This window comes from Mitsuaria sp. BK037, assembly GCF_014193045.1.
Classification (GTDB): domain Bacteria; phylum Pseudomonadota; class Gammaproteobacteria; order Burkholderiales; family Burkholderiaceae_C; genus Roseateles.
In genome coordinates this window covers 174196-190565 of the sequence record NZ_JACHYS010000004.1, presented here as the reverse complement: position 1 = coordinate 190565, position 16370 = coordinate 174196, and the positions used below count along the sequence as shown (strand labels likewise).

The 16370-nt window shown below is 71.6% G+C and carries 14 protein-coding genes; 6 read left to right on the top strand and 8 right to left on the bottom strand.

Going from position 1 to position 16370, the window contains the following annotated elements; all coding sequences use genetic code 11:
* Positions 1–93: 93 nt before the first annotated feature.
* On the bottom strand, positions 94–1323 hold the full coding sequence (locus tag FHT37_RS21855; protein WP_183484549.1) for an efflux RND transporter periplasmic adaptor subunit: 1230 nt from the start codon (positions 1321–1323) through the stop codon (positions 94–96).
* Positions 1324–1412: 89 nt separating this feature from the next.
* Positions 1413–2261 carry an alpha/beta hydrolase fold domain-containing protein gene (locus FHT37_RS21850; RefSeq protein ID WP_183484546.1) on the bottom strand — a complete coding sequence of 283 codons (849 nt, stop codon included), beginning with the start codon at positions 2259–2261 and terminating at the stop codon, positions 1413–1415.
* A 246-nt stretch (positions 2262–2507) separates the two neighbouring features.
* Here FHT37_RS21850 and FHT37_RS21845 point away from each other — a divergent pair, with 246 nt between their 5' ends.
* Complete coding sequence (locus FHT37_RS21845; protein ID WP_091720242.1) at positions 2508–3521, top strand: LysR family transcriptional regulator; 1014 nt, start codon at positions 2508–2510, stop codon at positions 3519–3521.
* Between the two features lie 329 nt (positions 3522–3850).
* Positions 3851–5242, top strand: a complete 1392-nt coding sequence (locus FHT37_RS21840) for a reverse transcriptase family protein (protein ID WP_183484543.1) — start codon at positions 3851–3853, stop codon at positions 5240–5242.
* A gap of 6 nt (positions 5243–5248) precedes the next feature.
* Here FHT37_RS21840 and FHT37_RS21835 read toward each other — a convergent pair whose 3' ends face one another.
* From FHT37_RS21835 to FHT37_RS21820, 4 genes are all read right to left on the bottom strand, one after another.
* Entirely contained in the window at positions 5249–5644 is a 396-nt protein-coding gene (locus FHT37_RS21835) for a DUF488 domain-containing protein (RefSeq protein ID WP_183484540.1), read from the bottom strand.
* Positions 5645–5759: 115 nt separating this feature from the next.
* Positions 5760–7337 (bottom strand): S-layer protein, encoded by a 1578-nt coding sequence (locus tag FHT37_RS21830; RefSeq protein ID WP_183484537.1) that lies wholly within the window; start codon positions 7335–7337, stop codon positions 5760–5762.
* 256 nt (positions 7338–7593) lie between these two features.
* Positions 7594–8985, bottom strand: coding sequence for a sensor histidine kinase (locus FHT37_RS21825; protein ID WP_183484534.1), 1392 nt, complete (start codon positions 8983–8985; stop codon positions 7594–7596).
* 8 nt (positions 8986–8993) lie between these two features.
* Positions 8994–9683, bottom strand: a complete 690-nt coding sequence (locus tag FHT37_RS21820; RefSeq protein WP_091720224.1) for a response regulator transcription factor — start codon at positions 9681–9683, stop codon at positions 8994–8996.
* A 135-nt stretch (positions 9684–9818) separates the two neighbouring features.
* Between FHT37_RS21820 and FHT37_RS21815 the strand changes: the two genes are divergently transcribed.
* The 3 genes from FHT37_RS21815 to FHT37_RS21805 are packed head-to-tail and all read left to right on the top strand — an operon-like array spanning position 9819 to position 12257.
* The gene (locus FHT37_RS21815; protein WP_183484531.1) at positions 9819–10748 is read left to right on the top strand and encodes a carboxylesterase; all 930 of its coding nucleotides are present in this window, start codon (positions 9819–9821) and stop codon (positions 10746–10748) included.
* Positions 10732–11016: an acyl carrier protein gene (locus FHT37_RS21810; RefSeq protein ID WP_091720218.1), complete on the top strand. Its 285-nt coding sequence runs from the start codon at positions 10732–10734 to the stop codon at positions 11014–11016. The genes FHT37_RS21815 and FHT37_RS21810 overlap by 17 nt, the downstream gene beginning before the upstream one ends.
* A 14-nt stretch (positions 11017–11030) precedes the next feature.
* Positions 11031–12257, top strand: coding sequence for a beta-ketoacyl synthase (locus FHT37_RS21805; RefSeq protein ID WP_183484527.1), 1227 nt, complete (start codon positions 11031–11033; stop codon positions 12255–12257).
* A gap of 190 nt (positions 12258–12447) precedes the next feature.
* On the opposite strand, the gene FHT37_RS21800 is transcribed toward FHT37_RS21805, so the two are convergent.
* Positions 12448–13086, bottom strand: a complete 639-nt coding sequence (locus tag FHT37_RS21800) for a response regulator transcription factor (RefSeq protein ID WP_091720200.1) — start codon at positions 13084–13086, stop codon at positions 12448–12450.
* The gene (locus FHT37_RS21795) at positions 13083–15029 is read right to left on the bottom strand and encodes a sensor histidine kinase (protein ID WP_183484525.1); all 1947 of its coding nucleotides are present in this window, start codon (positions 15027–15029) and stop codon (positions 13083–13085) included. The genes FHT37_RS21800 and FHT37_RS21795 overlap by 4 nt, the downstream gene beginning before the upstream one ends.
* A 172-nt stretch (positions 15030–15201) precedes the next feature.
* Between FHT37_RS21795 and FHT37_RS21790 the strand changes: the two genes are divergently transcribed.
* Positions 15202–16236, top strand: coding sequence for a TRAP transporter substrate-binding protein (locus FHT37_RS21790; RefSeq protein WP_183484522.1), 1035 nt, complete (start codon positions 15202–15204; stop codon positions 16234–16236).
* The last annotated feature ends 134 nt before the right edge of the window (positions 16237–16370 follow it).

Sequence of the window (16370 nt, the reverse complement as noted above, 5' to 3'; positions counted from 1 at the left end):
GAATGGAAGGCGGTGCCGGGCAGCGCCGAGGCGCTCCCGACCCGCTGACGGCCACGACGGCGGACCGGAGGCGATCCGGTCCGCGGCGTGCCGTCAGGATTTGTCGGCCTTCGCCGCGCCGTCGTTGGCCTGGAGTTCCGCCTTGGCGTTCATCGGGACCAGGGTGGGCGCCACCAGCGCGCCGGGACGCACCCGCTGCAGGCCGTTGACGACCACGCGCTCGTTGGGCTTCAGCCCGGTGGTGACGATGCGCAGCCCATCGACATTGGCGCCGAGCTGCACCTCGCGGTAGCTCAGCGTGTTGTCCGCGCCGACCACCATCACGAAGCGCTTGCTCTGGTCGGTGCCGACGGCGCGCTCGTTGACGAGCACCGCCGGACGCGACTTGGCCTGGCCCAGGCGGATTCGGGCGAACTGGCCCGGGATCAGCGCGCCGTCCTTGTTGTCCAGCACCGCGCGCACCCGCACCGTGCCGCTGCGGGCATCGACCTGGTTGTCGATCAGCTGCAGCCGGCCGTTGAAGGGCGTGTCGGCGGTGGCGGCGGTGCCGATCTGCACCGGGATGCTGGACAGGTCGCCCATCGCGCCAGCTCCGCCCGTCCCGCCCTTGGCGCTGCCATGCAGCTCGCCCAGCGCGCGGGCCACGGTGCGCTCGTCGGCGTCGAAGCTGGCGTAGATCGGGCTGACCGAGACCAGCGTCGTCAGCACCGGCGCGCCGGGGCCGGCCGCCACCAGGTTGCCCTGCGTGACTTCCAGCTTGCCGACGCGGCCGGCGACCGGCGCGCGGACCTGCGTGTAGCCGAGGTTCAGCTTGGCGGACTGCAGCGCCGCCTGCGCCGCGCGCAGGTTGGCATTGGCCTCGTTGGAGGCGTTGCTGCGCTCGTCGAGTTCACGCTGCGCGATGGCGCGCTCGCTCCACAGGCGGGTGGAGCGCTCCAGCTCGCTCTTCGTGTAGCTGACGCGGGCCTGCGCGGCCAGCACCTGCGCCTCGGCGCGGTCGACCTCGGCCTGGTAGGGCGCGGGGTCGATGGTGATCAGCAGCTCGCCGGCCTTGACCAGCGCCCCTTCCCGGAAGTGCACCGACTGCACCGCGCCCGACACCCGGGCGCGGACGTCGACGCGCTCGACGGCCTCGAGGCGGCCGGAGAACTCGTCCCAGGCCGCGACGTCCTGGCTGGCGACGGTGGCGACGGACACGGGGATCGCCTGCGGCGCGCCCGACGGTTGATTGGCGACCGCCTGCTGGCTGTGCAGGCCGACGACGAGAGCCCCGACGACCGCGGCGACGGCGGTGAGCGAGGTGGCAAAGATCTTCTTGTTCATGGTGGTGCTCCGTGGACGGGGGTAGACGTTGGGAGTTCGGGACGGCTGGGAAATCGGTGGATCGGTCAGGGGAAGGCTCGATGGGCCGGTCAGGCGGGTTGCGGCCGGCGCGGGCCGGCGGGAGGAATCAGGGTCAGGAAATCGGCGAGCTTCTGGCGCAGCGCGCTCGCCCAGGGCTGCGGTGGCGCGGCCAGCGAGGGGCGCTTCATCAGGCTGCAGGGCCAGCCGCTCGGGCCGGCGATCAGCGCCTGCTGGACGTCGACGCCGGCGCGCTTCATCGCGCGGGCGTAGGCCAGGGTCTCGTCGCGCATCGGGTCGTCCTCGGCGCTGACGACCAGCGCCGGCACCAGGCCGGCGAGGCGGCTGGTGTTGGCCGGCGCGGCATAGGGATGGTCGCCGTCCTCGCCCTCGCCGAGGTAGGCGCGCCAGCCATGCATCCAGCGGCACTCGCCGTAGCCGGCCTCGGCCTGGCGCAGCGAGGCCGTGGCCATGCAGGGATTGAGCATTGGCCCGATCAGGATCTGGCCGGCGAGCTTGCGGTGGCCCTGGTCGCGCGCCATCAGCGCCAGCGCCGCGGCGAGGTTGCCGCCGGCCTCCTCGCCGGCGACCACCAGCGGCGCGCCCTTGCCGGACAGCCGCGTGCGTGCCTTGTGCAGGCCGGCCAGCAGCGCGTCCAGCATCTTCAGCGCGGCCGGGAAGACGTGGTCGGCGCCGGTCGGATAGTCGACGTCCACCACCACCGCGCCCGCGTCGGCCAGCAGGCGCGACACCAGTTCGCCGCTGTCCAGGTCGCCGCAGGTGAAGGCGCCGCCGTGCAGGTGCATGACGACCGGCGCGTCCTTGCGGCGCGCGGCACCCTTGTAGACGCGCACCGGCACCACGCCGTCGCCGGCGGGCAGGAGGTCGTCTTGGCAGGAGGTCAGCGGCAGCGCATCCATGGCAGGAGCAAAGGCCTGCTCCGCGTGGGGGCAGGCCGGTTCATGTTGCAATGCAGCGAAATTTAGAGATCGGACGCCGTCCGATAAACAGGGCCCGGCGCGAATCAGCGTTTCATCGACGAAACAATCGATCGGGCAGGATGGCGACCTCGCGCGCGCACGAAGACGCGCCGATCAGCAGCCGATCAGCAGCAGCTCAGAAGCACATCAGCAGTCGCGGCCTCGTGCCGACATCAGGGGTTCAGGATGGACAAGCTCAATGCCATGCAGGCTTTCGCGCGCGTCGTGGAAGCGGGTACCTTCACGCGGGCGGCGGAATCGCTGGACCTGCCCAAGACCGCGGTGACGCGGCTGATCCAGTCGCTCGAGGAGCACCTCAAGGTCAAGCTGCTGAACCGCACCACGCGGCGCGTCAGCGTCACGCCCGATGGCGCCGCCTATTACGAGCGGGTCACGCGGCTGCTATCGGACATCGAGGAGCTGGAGGGCTCCGTGTCGCACGCGCGCGCGGCGCCGAAGGGGCGGATCCGCGTGGACGTCGCGTCGAGCGTGGCGCGGCTGCTGCTGATTCCTGCACTTCCGGAGTTTTATGCAAGACATCCGGACATCCAGATCGACCTGGGCGTATCGGACCGGCCGGTGGACCTGATCGGCGACAACGTCGACTGCGTCGTGCGCGGCGGCGAGATCACCGACCAGTCGCTGGTGGCGCGGCGCATCGGCGACTGGGGCTACGGCTGCTGCGCCTCGCCCGCCTACATCCAGCGCCACGGCATGCCGCAGCATCCGCTGGACCTGGAGTCCGACCAGCATCACGTGGTGAGCTATTTCTCGACGCGCACCGGCAAGCGCTTCCCGTTCGACTACAGCAAGAACGGCCAGCGCTACGAGATCTACGGCCACTACAAGGTCTCGGTCAACGACGGCAACGCGTACATGACGGCGGGCCTGACCGGGCTGGGCGTGATCCAGGCGCCCTACTTCATGATCAAGCCGCACATCGACGCTGGCGAGCTCGTGCCCTTCCTGTGCGACTGGGAATCGGACCCGCTGCCGCTGTACGTGGTGTACCCGCCGAACCGGCACCTGAGCACCAAGCTGCGGGTCTTCGTCGACTGGATCGCGGAGCTCTTCGACCGCCACTCGCAATGGCAGAAGCAGCTGGTGGCCAGCTGCGAGGCCAAGCGCGCCGAGTCCGATCAGGCCTACATCCCGCTGGAGGCGAATGCGGCGAAGCAGGCAGTGCTGAGCGCGGCGTGATGCTCGCGCGGTGAGGGCGCGCGTGCTCGGGAACGTCCTCACGCGGCCTGAACGCCGGCTTGAGCGCACTCGCGGCCCGCACCCATAATCGCCGCCGACCTCCGGCGCCGCCAAGCCTTTCGGAAGCGTTCGCGCCTCCGGCCGCGGGGCATCCTCGCGGCGCTCTCCACAGTCAGACATCCGGCGCGGATTCGGCGCCGCGCTGCCGCGCGGACCTGAATCGGCGGGACCGGTGAGTTGGCGGTTGCTGGAGGTCGCCCCTTGCCGTCCGCCGCGGACCGAGCCCTTTTCCCCGGTCGCGTCGCTGATCCTGGAGAGCCTCCACGCCAATGAGCCTTGCCGCGCCGCTGACCTATCCCCGCTGGATCGCGCTGGCGCTCGCGCGGGCGCTGCAGACGGACGACGACGCGCCACGCGGCCGCGAGGCCCATGCGCTGCAGGCGCGCGCGGAGCAATGCCTTGGCGCCGAAGCGCGCCCTTGGCTCACGCCCTTGTGCGCCGAGCTGGCGCGCTGGGCGAGGCCCGTGTGGCTGGCCCACTCGATGGCGAGCCTCGCCGACGCGCTGCAAGCGCTCGAGGCATTCCACGCCGGTTTCGATCCGGAGCGCCCACGGCCGACGGTGCGTCGCCTGCTGCTGCGACCGTCTCGCCTGCGGCCGCCTCCGCTGGCGCTGGCATCGCTGGTGCTGCCGGACTGGTCGACCGAGGCGGATCTCGCGGCCTGGCTCGGCCTCACGCTCGACGAGCTGGATCACTTCGCCGGTCCCGCGCGCCAGTACCGCGAGCGCACCGCGACGCCACGCCGCCCGCATGCGCATCCGACGCCCCATTACCGTGGCCTGCTCGTGCCCAAGCGCCGCGGCGGGCTGCGCCTCATCGAGGCCCCGATGCCGCGGCTCAAGGCCGTGCAGCGCCGCCTGCTCGACGACTTCCTGCAGCCGCTGCCCTGCCACGAGGCGGCGCACGGCTTCGTGCGCGGCCGCAACGTCGCAACGCACGCGGCCGGCCATGCGGGCCAGGACTTCGTGATCCGCTTCGACCTGCGCGACTTCTTCCCGAGCATCGGCCGGGCACGCGTCAGCGCGACGCTGCGCACGCTGGGCCTGCCGGACGCGGTGGTGGAGCGCCTCGTGCTGCTGTGCCTGACCCGCACGCCCGCGCCGCTGCGCGAGCGGCTGCGCGAGGACGGCTCGATCGATGCCGACGGCGCCCGGCGCCTCGCCTCTTTCCATCTGCCGCAGGGCGCGCCGACCTCGCCGGCGCTGGCCAACCTGTGCGCGTTCCCGATGGACCTGCGACTGGACGGATTGGCGCAGCGCTTCGGCGCGCGCTACACGCGCTACGCGGACGACCTGGTGTTCTCAGGGCCCGCGTCGCTGCGCCGCGATCAACGCGCGCTGCGTGCCTGGGTCACGGCCATCGTCGAGGACGAGGGCTTCCGCCTGCGGCGCGACAAGACGCGCGCGATGCCGGCGGGCGGGCGCCAGTCCGTCACCGGCGTCGTCGTCAACACGCGGCCGAATCTCGCGCGCGAGCGCTACGACGGCCTCAAGGCGGAACTGCACCAGCTCGGCCTGCGGTCGCGATCTGCCCCGGTGGATCCAGCCTTGCGCGGGCCGTTGCTGGGCCGGCTCGCCTGGGCCCGGCAGTTCCTGGCGCCGTCGCGCGTCGAGAAGCTGACGCGCATGCTTGCGGCAATCCAGTTCAACGCGGATCGCTGACCGGGCTCAATCGGCGCGCAGCGCGGCCCCGCGCTCCTCCAGCAGCTGCGTGAGCAGGCTGCGGTGGCAGCGCTCCGGGTCGTCGCAATAGCAGCCCACCGACAGGTTGGCCGAGTGCGACAGCGCCGCCAGCGCATCCAGCAGCTGCGACGGCGCGGACTCGCCCATCTCCTTGCGGTAGGCCTTGGCGAAGGCGGCCCATTGCCGGTCGTCCTCGGCCGCCTTGCCCTGCGCCATCAGCTCGGCGCTGGGCGCCAGCAGCGGCAGCCAGCTGTCGTAGTAGCCCAGGCGGGCGTAGTCCTCCTTGCGGATGCCGCGCGGCGGGCGACGCACGGTGCCGAGGCGGGCGCCCTCGTCGGGCAGGCGCGGCGTGACGCCGAGTTGGACGATGCGGATGGACATGGCGATGCAGGTGCGCAGGACTGGGAACCGGCCAGCTCCGAGCCGCGATTGTGCCGCCCGGACGACTGGCGGCTCGCCAGCGACGCGCGCCCAGCGCGAGCCCGCGTCGCGCGCCTCACTTCACGGTGACGAAGATCGGGTTCGAGTAGAACCACAGGCTGCCGTAGTTGCGGTCGTTGATCTGGTCATGGCGCGTCGCGTTGTCGGCCGTGTTCACCGGCTGGTCGGCGAGCGGCTCGCCACCGGCGCTCAGGCCGGGCACGTCCTCGGCCAGGTTGGTGCCGCGCAGGCGCAGGTACTGGCTCCGGCTCGCCGGCAGCGTCGTCGTGACGCTGTAGTAGCCGTCCGCGCCCAGGGTCCAGTCGGCGCTGGTGAAACGCTTGAGCACCCGCGTCGACGGATTCGTCGCCACGTCGTAGGCCGGCGTGCCGGGCACTGCCTTGGGGCCGACGTCGCCGACGATCAGGTCGACGTGATGCACCTTGGGCACCATGTTGCCGAGGTTGCCGCTGTTGACCGGCCGCTGATAGTTGTTCACCGCCGGGCTCTTGAAGCGCAGGGTGACGGTCACCGTCTGCCCCGCGCTGGCGACCAGCTCCTGACCCATGGTCGCCTGGCCGCCGCCGGCCGAGGCGCGGAAGTCCAGCGCGTTGATCAGGTCGCCGAACACGCCGAAGCCGCGGCCCGCGCGCAGGCTGCCCAGCAGGCCGGCGACGCCGGTGCTGCCCTTGGGCTGCCACACGTAGTTCTTCGCGTACTCGCCGGGGTAGTAGCCGCTGCTGTTGCCGGCGGCATCGATCTCGAAGTGCGAGTCGGAGTTCGCGACGTTCCAGATGCGACGCCCTTCCCCCAGCAGCGCGTCCCACACGCCGCCGAGCTGGGCGACGACGTAGTCGGTGCCGCCGTAGGTGCGGTTGGGCTTGTTGGCGTCGATGTAGGCCGAGGTGTAGCCGCCGCGGTTGGGCTCCATCTGGTTGCCCACCATGCCCTCGATCGCGAAGACGATCTTCGGCGCGAGGTCATTCATCTGCCGGAAGTCGGCGATCGTGTACTTGCCGGGATTGCGCGACGGATGGTTGATGACCGCGTAGCTGGTGTCCGGGTAGTTGTCCTTCAGCCAGGCGATGCCCTTGAGCGCGTCGGCGGCCGTGGCGTTGGCGCGCTGGCTGTACTTGGCCTTCCAGCGGGCCAGGTCGTCCGCCTGGAACAGCGACTCGTCGCCGTTGGTGAAGACGTACTGGAACTCCTTCATCGCGCTGGCGGAGGTGGCGAGCGTCGGGTCGCCTTCGAAGATGCCGATGCCGATGTGGTCATGGGTGGGCGTGTCCCACTCGAAGCCGGAGAAGATCAGCTTGCCGGTGTAGCTGCCGGCCGCCTGCAGCGCCTTGACGCGGGGCATCTCGTAGGCGGCCATGCCATAGGCGAAGGCCACCGGCGCCGGCAGCAGCTTCGCGTCGTTGTCGTACTTGGACGAACGCAGATGGTTGGTGACCGCCATCCAGTCCAGCCCGTGGGTGGTGAAGGCCTTGCCGAGCACGAAGTCCAGCGTCTGCGTCGTGCGCGAATCGTCGGACTGGACGGTGTGCACGTGCAGGTCGCCGGTCGTCCAGGCGCCGGCTTCGGGCTCGGGAGCACCGCTGCCGTTGCCGCTGCCGCCGCAGGCGGCCAAGGCGAGGGACAGGAGGCCGGCCATGGCGCCCGCCGCGGCGAGGCGGCTGCGGTCAGCGTTGGCCGTGACGTTGGAGACGATGGCTTCGACGGGTTCGGGAGAATCGGTGCGGACAGTGTTCACAAGCAGGGGCCGCCCAAAGGCGGGGCACGGGAGGGAGGAAGCCCGCGAGTCTGTCCACGCCCGATGACGACCCCATGAACGACGCCCCGGAGATGCATTCGTTGCACCTCCGTTGCGATTGCCCATCGTGATCGGGCGCCTTCCGCCCGGCGCACGTTCAGTTCGCCCCGTCGGCGCCCGCCCTCGGCACGCTCAGCCGCACCCGCAGCCCGGTGCCCGTGCCGGCGTCCAGCAGCTCCAGCCGGCCGCGGTGCCGCTGCGCGATGTCCAGCGCGATGGCCAGGCCCAGGCCGCTGCCGGTGCCCTTGGACTCGCTGCCGCGCTCGAAGCGGCGCAGCGCGCGCTCGCGCTCCTGCGGCGGGATGCCGGGACCGTTGTCCTCGACCTCCATCCGCGACCACTCCCCGTCGCAGCCGGTGCGCACCGTGATGCGCGGCGCCGGTCCGGCGTAGTTCAGCGCGTTGTGCAGCACATTCGCCAGCAGCTCGCGCAGCAGGAAACCCTGGCCCAGCGCGGGCGCGCTGTCCAGCTCGAACTCGATGTCCGCGCCCGACTGCAGCGCGCGCGGCACCCAGTCCTCGGCCACCTGGGCCGCGATGTCGCGCAGGTCCAGCGGCTGCTCGCGGCCGCCCGGTTCGGCCTCGGCGCGCGCGATCGAGAGCATCTGCGTCGCCAGCCGCGCGCTGCGGTCCACCGAGCCCTGCAGGCGCTTGAGCACCGGCTCCATCTGCGGGTCGTGCGGCTCCAGCAGGGCCAGATCGATCTCGGTGCGCAGCGAGGTCAGCGGCGTGCGGAGCTGGTGGGCCGCGTTGGCCAGGAAATCCTGCTGCGCCGACGACGCCCGCCGCAGCCGCTCGAACAGCCGGTTGAAGGCCGCGATCAGGGGCCGCAGCTCGCCCGGCACGTCGGGCTGCAGCGGTTCCAGGCGCGCCAGGTCGCGCTGCTCCAGCTCGGCGCTCAACCGCGCCAGCGGCCGCAGGCCGCGATAGGTCGCCCACCAGCCCGCGCCGGCCAGCAGGATCGCCATGCCGCCGATCAGCAGCACCACGACCACCGCCAGCTGCCGCTGCAGCGCATCGCGCTTGTTGAGGGTCTCGGCGACCAGGATCTGGCAGACCGAGCGGCCGCAGGTGGCGCCCAGCGCCGCGGCGCGCAGCGACTCGCCATCCAGCGTCGCCAGCGTGAAGAACCATTCGTTGGGCTTGCGCCGCGGCAGCTGGAGCCGCGCCAGCGGCGCGTCGCCGAGCAGCACCTCGCCGGCCGGGTCGAGGACGAGGTAATAGATCCGGTCGGTGCGGTCGAAGCGCAGCGCGCGGTCGGTCGCGCCGGAGACGTCGACGAACACGGTGCCGTCGCGCTCGCGCAGCAGGCTGGCCACGGCCAGCGCGGTGTCGCCCAGCGCCTGGTCCAGCCAGGAGATGGCCGTGTCGTGCATCACGTCGTAGAGCACCAGGCCGGCGGCCGGCACCGCCACCAGCACCGGCGCCATCAGCCAGATCAGCAGCCGCTGCTTGAGGCTGAAGGTGCGGTGGCGCGGCGTGTCGCTCATGCCGCGGGTCAGGCCTTCGCCGCCGGCGCGGCGGGCATCTCCTCGAGCAGGTAGCCCAGGCCACGCACGGTGCGCAGCTGCAGCCCGGCCGGCTCGATCTTGGCGCGCAGCCGCGAGACGCAGACCTCGATGGCGTTGTCGCTCACGCCCTGCTCCCAGCCGTTGCTGGCCGAGGCGATCTGCTCCTTGGCCACCACCTTGCCGGCACGCGCCAGCAGGAAGCCCAGCACGTCCCACTCGCGCGCCGACAGCGCCAGCGGTTCCTCGGCGATGAAGGCGCGGCGCGCCTCCAGGTCCATGCGCAGCGTCGACAGCCGCAGCTCGTTGCCGGTGCGCGCCTGGCTGCGGCGCACCAGCGCGCGGGCGCGGGCGATCAGCTCGCTCAGGGCGAAGGGCTTGACCAGGTAGTCGTCGGCGCCGCCCTCCAGGCCGCGCACGCGGTCCTCGACCGCGTCGCGCGCCGTCAGCAGCAACACCGGGGTCGTGCTGCCCTGGGAACGCACGCGTCGCAGCGTCTCGAAGCCGTCGATGCCGGCCAGGCCGATGTCCAGGATCAGCAGGTCGTAGCGGTCCTCGCGCAGCGACAGCGGCACCGGCTCGCCACGGGCGCTGACGTCCACGACCCAGGACTGCGAGCGCAGCGCCCGGGCGGTGGATTCCGCCAGGAATTCATCGTCTTCGACCAGGAGGATTCGCATGGAGCGGCAGCATAAGCCTTGAGCCTTGCGGGGGCCAATCCGAGACCTGTCAGAAACCTGAGGGCAACGGCGCCGACAGCTTTCCGACAGCTTCGCGTCAAGTCCGCAACAGCGAGCTTGGACAGACTGCCGCCCATGCCGAACATCGTTGCCCCGTTCTCCACGACCGCCGCGGCCGCCGAGCCGCCGCCGGCGCCCGCGTTGGATCCGCGCCCGGCCGTACTGCTGCTGCACGGCCTGTGCGCGAACCCGCTGGAGATGATGCCGCTGGCCCGCGCGCTGCGCGATGCCGGCTACGTCGTGGAGGCGCCCGCGCTGGACGGCTACGGCGTGGTGCCGCCGGTGGCCGGGGCGCCCGCGCCGGCGCGCCGCCGCGCGGTCCCGCCCTTCGAGGCCTGGGTCGAGATGGCCGCCGCGCATTTCGACGCGCTGGCCGCCCGGCATGCCCGCGTGGCCGTGGGCGGCCTGTCGATGGGCGCGGTGCTGACGCTGGCGCTGGCGCTCGAGCGGCCCGCGGCGGCGCTGATGCTGCTGTCCACCAGCCTGCACTTCGACGGCTGGAACGTCTCGCCCTGGCGGCGCCTGCTGCCGCTGGCCTATGTGCCGCCGCTGCGCCAGTGGCTGAGCTTCCGCGAGACGCCGCCCTACGGCATCAAGAACGAACGGCTGCGCGAATGGGTCGCGCAGGCGATGAACGCGAGCCATGTCTCCGCCGCCGGCGCCGACCGGCTGCCGGCGGCCTCGCTGCATCAGGCGTCGCGGCTGATCCGCCACGTGCGCCGGAACCTGCACCAGATCGCCGCGCCCGCCGTGGTGCTGCACGCGAGCGAGGACGACGTCAGCGGCGCGCGCTCGGTGCTGGAGCTGCAGCGGCGCCTGGGCACGACGCCCGAGGTGCACTGGTTCCACCACAGCTATCACATGCTGACCCTGGACAACGAGCGCGGCGCGGTCACGCAGGCCGCCCGTCAGTTCCTGCTTCGCCAGGTGCCCGTCGCGGAGCCGGCCGAGCGTTTTTCCCCTTTGACCGCGACCGAGGACCTCCCCCATGAGCAACACGCTTGAAGAACTCCGCCAGCTGGCCTGCCACGACCTGGGCATGTCGGCCGACGACCTGAAGAACGACGTCACCTTCGCCGAACTGGGGCTGGACTCGCTGATGCTGGTCGACTTCATGTTCGCGGTCGAGGACAAGTTCCACATCGAGATCGACCACGACGCCGCGATGAAGCAGCCGACGATCGCCGGCCTGGCGGCACTCGTGGACGCGCTGCTGGCGGGCGACGGCGATGCCGGCACGCCGGCGGCGTCCGCCACCGCGGTCGCGGCCTGAGCGCCGCCAGCCGCATGAACGCGGAAGCGGTATGGATCACCGGCATCGGCGCCTGCAGCGCGCTTGGCCCGGACGCGGCCTCGTTCGCGGACGCGCTGGCGCGGGGACGGTCGGGGATCGCGCTGCAGCCGGGCGATCCGGCGCGCGGCGTGGCGCCGTTCGCGGCGGCGGCGGTGACGCAGGCGCTGGGCCAGGACATGCCGCCGGCGCAGCGCAACCTGCACGACCGGCACAGCCTGATGGCCTTGCAGGCGGCCAGCGAGGCCTGGGCCCAGTCCGGGCTGCCGGCGACGGCGCCCCGGCCCGAGCGGGCGGCGGTGGCCTGGGGCACGGGGCTGGGCGGGTCGAATGCGCTGCAGCAGTCCTATGGCGAGCACCTGACCAAGGAGACGCCGCGCATCCATCCCTACACGGTGGTGCGGGTGATGAGCAACTCGGCGGCCTCGCACCTGGCGATGCGGCACGGGCTGAGGGCGGCGATGCTGACGATCTCCAACGCCTGTGCGTCATCGGCGCAGGCGATCGGCGAGGCGCTGATGCTGCTGCGCCAGGGCCGCGCGGACCTGGCGCTGGTGGGGGGCTCGGAGGCGATGCTGAATCCGGGCTCGGTGGCCGCGTGGCAGGCGATGGGCGTGATGGCGCCGCCGGATCCGGAGGAGGTCTCGCACAGTTGCCGGCCCTTCGACGACGGCCGGCGTGGCTTGGTGCTGGGCGAGGGCGCGGCGGCGCTGGTGCTGGAGACGGCCTCGCACGCCCGCGCACGCGGCGCGTCGGCGCTTGCCGTGCTGGCCGGCTACGGGCATAGCGTGGACGCGGTGCATCTGTCGCGGCCCGATGCCGACGGCCAGGAGCGCGCGCTGCGCGCCGCGCTGGCCGACGCGGGGATCGAGCCGGCGCAGGTCGGCTACGTGAACGCGCACGGCACGGCCACGGACGTGGGCGATGCGGTCGAGGCTGAATCGCTGGCGCGCGTCTTCGGCCCGCGCGGCGTGCCGGTGAGCGCGACCAAGGCGCTGCACGGTCACCTGATCGGCGCCGGCGGCGCGCTGGAGCTGATCGCCTGCGTGCAGGCGCTGCGCCGTGGCGAGCTGCCACGCAGCGCGAACGTGCGCACGAGCGCGCTCGAGGAGATCACGGACGTGATCCGCGAGCCGCGGGCCTTCGACCCATCCAAGTCGATGGTCAGCAATTCCTTCGCATTCGGCGGGAGCAACGTGTCGCTCGTCATCAGTGCAGCATGAGGGCATGCGGCCTACAGTGGCCGCATGCCTGAACCGATCAAGACTTTCGACATCGTCGCTCACCTGGAAAACGAGGCAGCCATCGACGCGCTCTTGAGCGACGCAAGGTCTGCCGACCTTCCCGGCTATCTGGATTTCGTGCAGACGCTCGTGACAGAGGCGAGGCGACGACACGGGCTACCCCCGCCGCTTACTGAGCGCCCTTCTCCCGCTTCACCTCAAACCGCTCCAGCAGCGTCGCCAGTTCCGCCGCGGAGCGCAGGCCCAGCTTCGTGAACGCCCTCGCGCGGTGGACCTCCACCGTGCGGATCGCGATGCCCAGTTCATCCGCGACCTGCTTGTTCAGCTTGCCGGCCGCCACCAGCACCGCGACCTCACGTTCGCGGTCGGTCAGGCTGGCGAGCCTGCCGGCCACGTCCGCATGAGCGCGCGATTCGCGCCAGCGGTGGACGTCCGTGGCGATCGCGCGCTGCACCTTGTTCACCAGCGCCTGGTCGTTGAACGGCTTCTCGACGAAATCGACCGCGCCCTTCTGCATCGCATCCACCGCCATCGGGATGTCGCCGTGACCGCTCAGGAAGATCACCGGCAGCGGCACCCCGCGCGCGATCAGCTCGTCGTGCACCTGCAGCCCGGACAGCGGCTCCATCCGCACGTCCAGCACGATGCAGCCATGCGGATCGATCGCCTGGTCCAGCGCCTCGAACAGCGCCGGCCCGCTCGCATGCGCGTCCACCCGCAGACCGTGCGAGCGCATCAGGAAAGCCAGCGCGTCGCGCACCGCCGCCTCGTCGTCCACCAGGTGGACCGTCGCCTGTGGGTCGCTCATCGCGCGCCCTCCTTGTATGAATCGACGCCCGCCTCGCCCGCGCCGCACGGCCCGGTCTCCTGACACAGCGGCAGCGTGAAGCTGATCCTCGCGCCGCCCAGCGCGCCCGCGCCGGCCTCCATGCCGCCGTGGTGCGCCTCGATCACCGAGCGGCAGATCGCCAGCCCCATGCCCATGCCTTCGGCCTTGGTCGAGTAGAACGCCGTCGTGAGCTGATCGATGCCGCGCCCCTGCAGGCCGGGCCCGTTGTCGTCGACGTCGACGCGCACAAAGCGCTCGCCCACGCGCTGCGCGGCGATGCGCACCTGCGCCCCGGGCCGATGGTGCAGTTCATCCAGCGCGTTGCGCACCAGGTTGATCAGCACCTGCTCGATGAGCACCGCATCGGCCTGCACCTCCGGCAGCCCGGCCGGCATCTCGACGTCCACCCGCACGCCGCGCAGGTCGCGCTTGAGCAGCGCCAGCACCCGCGCGACGAGTTCCGGCATCGCGCAGCGTTCCGGCTGCGGCGCGCGCCGCGTCAGGAAGGCGCGGATGCGCTGCACGATGCGCCCCGCCTCCTGCGCCTGCTCGCCCAGCCGCCGCAGCGCCTCCATGACGATGTCGTCGTCCGGATGCCCGGCCCGCTCCAGCGAGCGCAGCGCGCCCGCGTTGTAGCCCGCGATCGCCGCCAGCGGCTGGTTGAGCTGGTGCGCCAGCGCCGAGGCCACTTCACCCAGCGTGCTCAGCCGCGCCTGATGGGCCAGCGCCTCGGTGCGGCGGCGCTCGCGCTCCTCGGTCTGCTTGCGCGCGCTGATGTCGACGATCGACCCCATCCAGCCGATCTGCACGCCGTTCGCATCCACCAGCGGCGCCTCGAAGATCATCACGTCCAGTTCATGACCGTCGCGGTGCATCCAGCGCGCCTCGTAGCCCTCGCGCGGCGCGCCGCCCGCCATGTTGCGCTGGTGGCGTCGCAGGCTGTCGGCCATCTCGTCGGGGAGCCAGTACGGCATCGGCGGCAGGCGGCCCAGCAGGGCCTCCGCGTCATAACCCACCAGGTCGCAGAACGCGCGGTTCACATGGGTCAGGCGGCCGTCCAGGTCCCGCCCGCGCAGGCCCACCGTCAATGAATCCTCGACCGCGCGCCGCCAGGCGGCCTCGGTCCGCGCCTCGCCTTCGGCGCGCCGCACCTCGCGCATCTGCCGGCGCAGCATCGCGCTGGCCAGCGCCGACAGCAGCAGGAACACCCCCATCAGCCCCGCCGCCAGCGTGTACCACCAGGGCCGGTGCGGCACGCGCGTGTTGAGCTCGAGCCAGGTCTCGCGCATCGCGGGATCGACGCTGACGCGGTAGCTCTGCGTCCCGGGCAGCGCGATCGCATCGCCCGTCTGCGCGAGCCGCTGCCCGAGTCCGTCGACCAGGCGCACGTCGTACTTCTGCGCCAGCCACCACGGCAGCGTCTGGCGCAGCAGCGCGCTCGGCGCGAAGCGCACCACCAGCCGCCCACCCTGCGGCCGCGCCGCGCTCCAGTGCGCGGTCAGGCCGCCCTCGTCCAGGCTCACGCCACTGCGCTCCTTCGACGGCGCCGTCGCCTGCGGCACCTGCTGCGGCACATGCGCGATCACGCGATTGTTGGCGTCCAGGACCGTCGCGCTGACCCACAGCCGGCGCAGGCCCTCGGCCACCGCACGGTGGTTGAGCAGCATGCGGTCGTCGACCGCGCCCGGCAGCTGCTGCGCGAGCCGGTCCACCGCCGCGTGCTCCGCGTTGAGCCAGTCCGAGATGCGCGCCTCCAGCGACAGCGCGTCGGTGATCAGCGTGAGCCGTTCCTCCTCCAGGTCGCGGACGTCGCTCAGCCGCAGCCACACGCCCACCGAGGCGGCAAAGGCCAGCGCCAGCAGCAGCGGCAAGGCCCAGCTGGCGCGCTTGAGCATCTGGAGCAGTCGTCGGGACACGGCCATGGCGGCAGTCTAGGCGCTACGCGGCGCGCGGGCCGGGCCGCGGGCGCTGCGGGCTCCCCCAATGTGGAAGTCCACAACTGGCCGCGCGCAGGCCGGATTTCCACAATCCGCTCCATCCCGCAGACCGGCCCCGCGCCGGCGCCTTGGATCCCGAGAACACCAGGAGACCCCCATGTCCGCCACCTTCCATCGCCGCGCGCTGCTGTCCGTCGCGCTCGCCACCGCCGGCCTGTGCGCCGCGCTCGGCACCGCCACGAGCGCCTTCGCCCAGGCGCCGATCGTGATCAAGCTGAGCCACGTCGTCGCCCCCGACACGCCCAAGGGCAAGGGCGCGCAGCGCTTCAAGGAGCTGGCCGAGGAACGCAGCAAGGGCCGCCTGAAGGTCGAGGTCTATCCCAACAGCCAGCTCTACAAGGACAAGGAAGAGCTGGAGGCGCTGCAACTGGGCTCGGTGCAGATGCTGGCGCCGTCGCTGGCCAAGTTCGGCCCGCTGGGCGTGAAGGAGTTCGAGGTCTTCGACCTGCCCTTCCTGTTCAAGGACGACGCCTCGTTCCGCAACACCACCAACACGCTGGGCATGGAGCTGTTCAAGAAGCTCGAGCCCAAGGGCATCAAGGGCCTGGCCTTCTGGGACAACGGCTTCCACATCATGAGCGCCAACAAGCCGCTGCACCACGTGGCGGACTTCAAGGGCCTGAAGATGCGGATCCAGTCGTCCAAGGTGCTGGACGCGCAGATGCGCGCGCTGGGCGCGATCCCGCAGGTGATGGCCTTCTCCGAGCTGTACCAGGCGCTACAGTCGGGCGTGGTGGACGGGACCGAGGGTGTGCCGTCCAACTTCTACACGCAGAAGACCTACGAGGTGCAGAAGCACACGACGCTGAGCAACCACGGCCACCTGGCCTACGCGCTGATCATCAACAAGAAGTTCTACGACGGCCTGCCCGCCGACCTGAAGGCGGTGGTGGACAGCAGCGTCAAGGACGCCACCATCTACGCCAACGCGATCGCGCAGACCGAGAACCAGCAGGCGCTGGAGAAGATCAAGGCCAGCGGCAAGACCACGATCTACACGCTGACCCCGGCGGAAGTGAACGAGTGGAAGCTGGCGCTGATGCCGGTCCACAAGGAGATGGAAGGCCGCGTCGGCAAGGCCACCGTCGAGGCTGCCTACAAGGCCGCCGGCTTCGTCCCGCCGACTAGATAAGTTCCCCCCTACCGGCTGACGCCGGCCCCCCAAGGGGGCGGACCCCAGGAGCCCGGCAAAGCCGGTTCTCCGGGCTCCCGCTTGACGGGTCCGCCCGCCTGGGGCGGCGTCCTGTGTGCCGCGCCCCTGCTTTG

What these genes read in the sequence shown, in the direction of transcription:
- FHT37_RS21830 (WP_183484537.1), bottom strand. Translation starts at nt 7,337, where the DNA reads ATGGCCGGCCTCCTGTCCCTCGCCTTGGCCGCCTGCGGCGGCAGCGGC.
- FHT37_RS21795 (WP_183484525.1), bottom strand. Translation starts at nt 15,029, where the DNA reads ATGGCCGTGTCCCGACGACTGCTCCAGATGCTCAAGCGCGCCAGCTGG.
- FHT37_RS21815 (WP_183484531.1), top strand. Translation starts at nt 9,819, where the DNA reads ATGCCGAACATCGTTGCCCCGTTCTCCACGACCGCCGCGGCCGCCGAG.
- FHT37_RS21790 (WP_183484522.1), top strand. Translation starts at nt 15,202, where the DNA reads ATGTCCGCCACCTTCCATCGCCGCGCGCTGCTGTCCGTCGCGCTCGCC.
- FHT37_RS21820 (WP_091720224.1), bottom strand. Translation starts at nt 9,683, where the DNA reads ATGCGAATCCTCCTGGTCGAAGACGATGAATTCCTGGCGGAATCCACC.
- FHT37_RS21845 (WP_091720242.1), top strand. Translation starts at nt 2,508, where the DNA reads ATGGACAAGCTCAATGCCATGCAGGCTTTCGCGCGCGTCGTGGAAGCG.
- FHT37_RS21850 (WP_183484546.1), bottom strand. Translation starts at nt 2,261, where the DNA reads ATGGATGCGCTGCCGCTGACCTCCTGCCAAGACGACCTCCTGCCCGCC.
- FHT37_RS21835 (WP_183484540.1), bottom strand. Translation starts at nt 5,644, where the DNA reads ATGTCCATCCGCATCGTCCAACTCGGCGTCACGCCGCGCCTGCCCGAC.
- FHT37_RS21800 (WP_091720200.1), bottom strand. Translation starts at nt 13,086, where the DNA reads ATGAGCGACCCACAGGCGACGGTCCACCTGGTGGACGACGAGGCGGCG.
- FHT37_RS21805 (WP_183484527.1), top strand. Translation starts at nt 11,031, where the DNA reads ATGAACGCGGAAGCGGTATGGATCACCGGCATCGGCGCCTGCAGCGCG.
- FHT37_RS21825 (WP_183484534.1), bottom strand. Translation starts at nt 8,985, where the DNA reads ATGAGCGACACGCCGCGCCACCGCACCTTCAGCCTCAAGCAGCGGCTG.
- FHT37_RS21840 (WP_183484543.1), top strand. Translation starts at nt 3,851, where the DNA reads ATGAGCCTTGCCGCGCCGCTGACCTATCCCCGCTGGATCGCGCTGGCG.
- FHT37_RS21855 (WP_183484549.1), bottom strand. Translation starts at nt 1,323, where the DNA reads ATGAACAAGAAGATCTTTGCCACCTCGCTCACCGCCGTCGCCGCGGTC.
- FHT37_RS21810 (WP_091720218.1), top strand. Translation starts at nt 10,732, where the DNA reads ATGAGCAACACGCTTGAAGAACTCCGCCAGCTGGCCTGCCACGACCTG.